General features: G+C 63.7%; 5 protein-coding genes. 2 read left to right on the forward strand and 3 right to left on the reverse strand.

Annotated elements, in window-relative coordinates:
• Positions 1–268: 268 nt before the first annotated feature.
• A complete protein-coding gene (locus tag DESPIG_RS09490; RefSeq protein ID WP_040369794.1) occupies positions 269–1,966 on the forward strand; it encodes an L-lactate permease in 1,698 nt (565 codons plus the stop codon).
• A gap of 147 nt (positions 1,967–2,113) precedes the next feature.
• On the opposite strand, the gene DESPIG_RS12920 is transcribed toward DESPIG_RS09490, so the two are convergent.
• The 3 genes from DESPIG_RS12920 to DESPIG_RS09505 all read right to left on the reverse strand — a co-directional run bounded on the left by DESPIG_RS12920 (position 2,114) and on the right by DESPIG_RS09505 (position 4,420).
• The gene (locus DESPIG_RS12920) at positions 2,114–2,518 is read right to left on the reverse strand and encodes a hypothetical protein (RefSeq protein WP_006007967.1); all 405 of its coding nucleotides are present in this window, start codon (positions 2,516–2,518) and stop codon (positions 2,114–2,116) included.
• Positions 2,519–2,680: 162 nt separating this feature from the next.
• Complete coding sequence (locus DESPIG_RS09500; RefSeq protein WP_006007968.1) at positions 2,681–3,286, reverse strand: hypothetical protein; 606 nt, start codon at positions 3,284–3,286, stop codon at positions 2,681–2,683.
• Between the two features lie 75 nt (positions 3,287–3,361).
• The gene (locus DESPIG_RS09505) at positions 3,362–4,420 is read right to left on the reverse strand and encodes an alpha/beta hydrolase family protein (RefSeq protein ID WP_006007969.1); all 1,059 of its coding nucleotides are present in this window, start codon (positions 4,418–4,420) and stop codon (positions 3,362–3,364) included.
• 131 nt (positions 4,421–4,551) lie between these two features.
• On the opposite strand from DESPIG_RS09505, the gene DESPIG_RS09510 reads away from it, so the two are divergent.
• The gene (locus DESPIG_RS09510) at positions 4,552–5,235 is read left to right on the forward strand and encodes a DedA family protein (RefSeq protein WP_006007970.1); all 684 of its coding nucleotides are present in this window, start codon (positions 4,552–4,554) and stop codon (positions 5,233–5,235) included.
• The last annotated feature ends 303 nt before the right edge of the window (positions 5,236–5,538 follow it).

Below are 5,538 nucleotides of genomic sequence, written 5' to 3' on the forward strand. Positions count from 1 at the left end.
CGCGACAGGGAGAGATTTCCGGGCAGACACCGGGTTTCCCGGGCGGTTTTGAGGAAGGCCGCCGTCTGCTCGAAAATGCCGCACGGCTACGGCCTTTTCCTGGCGAACCTGCATGGAGCGCCGGTGGGCCGCGGGCGCATGCGGCAAAGGTCACGACCGTAATGCGGCATGTGGTCATGCCGCCGGTTTGGGGTAGGTCACGGCTGCGTGTGGTGCGAAAATATGCGGCCGGGACATGTTCATCATGGACACTTGCATAGGAGGTCTCATGTCCATCGGTCTTTTGGCATTCCTTGCCTTCATCCCGATCCTGATTGCCTTGATCCTCATGGCCGGCTTGCGCTGGCCCTCCACCCGCGCCATGCCCATCGCCTGGCTGGCCGGTGTGGTGCTGGCCTGTGCCTTCTGGGGACAGGAACCCATGCGCCTGGTGGCCCTTTCCATCGAAGGCACCATCACGGCTGTGGGCGTGCTGATCATCGTGTTCGGCGCCCTGCTGATCTACTACACCATGCAGTACAGCGGCGCCATGGAGACCATCCAGGCCGGCATGAAGAAGATCAGCCCCGACAAACGTTTGCAGGCTATCATCATCGGCTTCATGTTCGCCGCCTTCATCGAAGGCGCCGCCGGTTTCGGTACGCCTGCCGCCCTGGCTGCGCCCCTGCTGCTGGGCCTTGGCTTCCCGCCCCTGTGCGCGGCCGTCATCTGCCTGGCCTTCAACAGTGTGCCCGTGACCTTCGGCGCTGTGGGCACCCCCGTGTTGCAGGGCTTCAAATCCATCGAAGCCGTGGCCATGCAGGCCATGAACTTCACTGACCCTGCCATGGCCTACAAGACCATCGGCGAATATGTCACCCTCATGCATTTCCCCATGGGCATCATCCTGCCCATCTTCATGCTGGGCTTCATGACGCGCTTCTTCGGCAAGAACAAGTCCTGGATGGAAGGCTTCCGCGCGTGGAAGTACTGCCTCATGGCGTCCGCCTGCTTCCTGGTGCCGTATCTGATCCTGGCCTGGCTGGTGGGCCCCGAACTGCCCTCCATGGTGGGCGGCCTGCTGGGTCTCGGCGCCCTGGTCTGGCTGACGCAGAAGGGTTTCTGCGTTCCGACCGACGGCGTGTGGGACTTCGACCACAAGGATGCCTGGGATGCTGAATGGACCGGCTCCATCGAAGCCAGCTCCGCCACCGAGTACAAGGAACACATGAGCCAGACCATGGCCTGGCTGCCCTATGTGCTGTGCGGCCTGCTGCTGGTGCTGACCCGCGTGCCCGCCTTCCACCTGAAGCCCATCGTCACCGATCCCATGTTCAGTGTGGGCTGGGCCAACATCCTGGGCTACGAGGGCGTGACCTCCAAGATCGCCCTGCTCAACCTGCCCGGCACCATCCCCTTCATCCTGGTGTCCATCATCACCATCGGCCTGCACAAGATGAACGGTGAAAAGATCCGCCAGGCCTGGGGCACCGCTCTGGAAAAGATGACGGCCCCCACCATCGCCCTGGTGGCCGCCGTGGCCCTGGTGTCCATCCTGCGCGGCTCCGGCGTCAACACCGCCGGCCCCGACGGTGCCGCCCTGCCGTCCATGCCCATGGCCATGGCGCTGTTCGCCTCTGACGTGGCCGGCTCCGCCTGGCCCATGCTGGCCGCTTTCGTGGGTGGCCTGGGCGCCTTCATCACCGGCTCCTGCACCGTGTCCGACATGCTCTTCGCCAACTTCCAGTGGGATATGGGCGGTCTGCTGGACTATCCCGCTCTCGGCAAGTACATCATCGTGGCTGCCCAGGGCGTGGGCGGTGCCGCCGGCAACATGATCTGCATCCACAACATCGTGGCCGTGTGCGCCGTGCTGGGCATGATCGGCAAGGAAGGCATCATCCTGCGCCGCACCATCTGGCCCTTCGTCCTCTACTGCCTGGTGGCCGGCACGGTGTGCTTCTATCTTATTGGCCGTGTCCTGTAGCGGAACGGCTGCAACCCTGTGAAAAAAGCCCGCTCCGGCGGGCTTTTTTCATGCCGTCCTCCGGCGTGCACGGTGCGCGCCGCCACAAAAAAACCACCCGGGCGGGTGGTTTCGGCAGGTGGAGGAGGGCTGGAGGAGGACAAGGGGCTAACTGCCCAGGAGGACAGCCGGCGCACGCCAGTACCAGTGCGCCACCAGGGTCAGGTCGTCAGGCAGCCATTCCCCGCTGTGCTCGAACTGGAACAGCAGCTCCTCTTCCGCGTCGTCCAGCGGGATGGCGGGGTGGGCCAGCTTGCGCAGATGGACCAGGACGGCCAGGCACTCGAAAAGCGAGAACAGGGCATCAGGGGAAAAATCGGCCGCGGCGATGGCCCGCAGCAGCTCGGGATGAAAGGGATTGCTGCTGACACGGGCGGCATCGTACAGGTCGCAGTGCCGGCACAGGGAATCCAGAGTATCGGCGACCAGCAGATCCCGTTTGTCCTGGGAGGACCGTTGCCGCAATGCAGCGGCGAACTGGATGATGGAGGTACGTTTTTCGCGAATACTCACCGGGAGGCTTCTGTTTTCTACGGACTATAGGATAATAAATATACAAAAGCAATATTATTTGTCATGAAGAGTGGACGGGAAAATGCATCGCCGGCATGTCATGCGGCATGGCCGGAGGGCAGCATTGCATTGTCGTCGCCTTTCTCCGGCGGTGGGCCCGGTTCAGCGCCGGGGGTCGAGATAGCGGGGATCGATATGCAGGCGGTAGGTCTGTGCGGCCGGACTGCGGCGGGGCGGCAGGGAGATGCTGCCTTCGATGGACAGGGGCTTGTCCGAGAGCCCGAAGGGTTGCAGGCCCTGGAGGCCCTGGGGCATGGCGGCCAGACGGTCGCCCAGGACATAGAGGACGGGCATGCTGCGCTGGGCGCGTCCTGCCAGGAGCATGCTGCCGCCGTAGCTGCTGCCCAGGACACTGGAGAGCAGGGAGGGCAGGCGCACGTCGGCGCGGCGCAGCAGTTCCAGGAAGTCATTGCCCGTCTGGCCCACGAAGGAGACCAGGGACATGCCGTCACGGCTCACCAGCAGGCTCACCGGTACGGTGCCGCCGTGGATGCCCAGATAGGTGGAGCGGGCGCCCGCGGGCATGGCTGTCCAGCCTTCCGGGAGAGGCTGGCCGCCGACGGTAGCGGGGGCCGCTTGCCGGGTCGTATCGACTGCGGCGTTGCCGGCGGCGGTGAACAGGGGACTTTTGTCCAGCGCGGGCCACGCACAGGCCAGGGCGGCCAGAGCCAGCAGGGCGCAGGCCAGCAGGGATTGGAGATGGCGCATGCCGTTATATCCTTGATACAGGGATGATTTCCCTTCCTAGGAAGAATGGCGGGACCTTGTCAAGCCGGTCCCGGTTCACTCGCCGGTGCCGAGGGAGAAGAAGTTTTCCGGGCCTTCCTGGGTCCCGAGCCATTCCAGGAAAAACGCGGCCAGTCTGCGGGTCAGCGTGTTGAACAGCTGCTGACGCAAGGGATCCAGTTCGTCATGGCACATCTCGGGCAGTTCATTGGCCAGGCTGGGCGGACAGGGCGCCATGAGCAGCGACATGTCCGCGCCGTCCAGGAACAGATGGGCGGGCTTCCTGTCCATGCGTTCATACAGGGCCTCGGCGTGCAAAGAGGAGATGCTCAGGTCGTCATGCTCAAGGCCCACCAGCAGCAGGTGGGGTTGCAGGCCGGCCAGCCCCTGATGGCTGAACAGCATGCCGAAGGTGGGGCCCACGGCGGCGATGGCCTTGACGCGGGGATCGGTCAGGCTGCGCGGGTCCAGCGGGAAGTGGCCGCACATGCTGTCCATGCGGGCGCGGGGCTGGTCATAACAATAGGCATCGTCCTGGGGGGCCTTGCGGCAGTAATCCATCCAGCCGGAACAGTCGGGCAGGGCGCCGCCCAGCAGCAGGGCGGCCGTGGCACCGCTGCCGTAGCCCAGGACGCCGATGCGCTTGGGGTCGATACTGGGGCCGATGTCCTTGTCGGCCAGCAGCAGATCCATGGTGGCCGACAGCTCCAGGGCCCTGTCCTTGAGCTGTCCCCAGAGGAACAGATGGTCCATGTTCTCCATGCAGTCGCGGGGATGGGTGGGAGCGGCCACCACGAACCCGCGCGCCGCCAGGGCCGCGGCCGTGTCGTGGAAGGAAAAGCGCGTCCCCGACGAGGGGTGGGAAAGCAGGATCAAAGGGAAGCGTCCGGGCACGGGCTTGCCGTTGCGGGCGCCGCGGATGGTCCAGGGCGCGTAGGACAGGGAGCGCGGCGCGCGCACGGACGGATACCAGACATTGACGTCCACGCGGATGCCGCTTTCCTGCTGCCAGAAGCCCAGGGTGCGGAAACCGGGATTGTAGCCGTTATCGGCCAGGGCCGGGACGGTGATGAACAGGCAGAGCAGGGCCATGATGACGGCGGAACGGACAGGCATGGGACCTCGCGAGACGGGGAAAGAGGTGGAGGCAGCCGCAAGCGGGGACAGGGCTGCTGTAGGTGTTGTGCCACAGGCATGGCTGGGATACAAGGGAAAGGCTTTCAGTCCAAATCCCTACCGAGGTGTACATGGAATTTTTGACATATCTGGTGGACTTCATCCTGCATATCGACGCCCATCTCTTCGAGCTGGTGGAACAGTACGGGATGTGGATCTATGCCATCCTGTTCATCATCGTCTTTTGCGAGACCGGCCTCGTGGTCACGCCCTTCCTGCCGGGGGATTCCCTGCTTTTTGCCTCCGGTGTGGTGGCCGGTGCGGGCCTCATGGGCTACGGTCATGTGTTGCTGGTGCTGCTGGCCGCCGGTGTCATGGGCGATGCGGTGAACTACTTCATCGGTCGTCACGTGGGCCCGGCCATCTTCCAGCGGGATTCCCGCTTCATCAAGAAGGAGCATCTGCTCAAGGCGCATCACTTTTACGAAAAGCACGGCGGCAAGGCCATCATCCTGGCCCGCTTCGTGCCCATCGTACGTACTTTCGCGCCCTTCGTGGCCGGTATCGCTCTCATGTGCCCGCACCGTTTCTTCCTGTTCAACATCACGGGCTGCGTGCTCTGGGTGGGCGGTCTGGTCTCGGCCGGCTACTTCTTGGGCAACCTGGAATGGGTGCGCCAGAATTTCAGCATCATCGTCTACCTGATCATCATCATCTCCGTGCTGCCGGTGGCCATCGAAGTCCTGCGCGCCAAGCTGGGCAAGAAGCCGGAACAGGTGGAAGAGCTGAAGAACCCCTTTGAGAAGAAGGATTAAGGCGGTTCGCCGGGGGAAGGGAGGGCCCTTTTGAAAAAGGTGCCTCCCTTCCCCCAGGCCCCCATCCCTCTCCGAAAACTTTTCTTCCGGTCCCTGACGGACAGGGCAACACGGAAGTATGTGCCCGCGGCATCTGTCCCCCGGTGAAGCTGAAAACAGTCTGTCTGTTTTTCACGGTTGTCCGCTATCCCGTCGTCATACTGAAAAAAGCCCCGCACTGTGCGGGGCTTTTTTTGTGGGCGGGTTTTGGGGAAGGAGGGGGTACGGGGGAGGAGACCCCTTTTTGCCGCGAGCAAAAGGGGT

This window comes from Desulfovibrio piger ATCC 29098 (genome assembly GCF_000156375.1).
GTDB classification, from domain to species: Bacteria; Desulfobacterota; Desulfovibrionia; order Desulfovibrionales; family Desulfovibrionaceae; genus Desulfovibrio; species Desulfovibrio piger.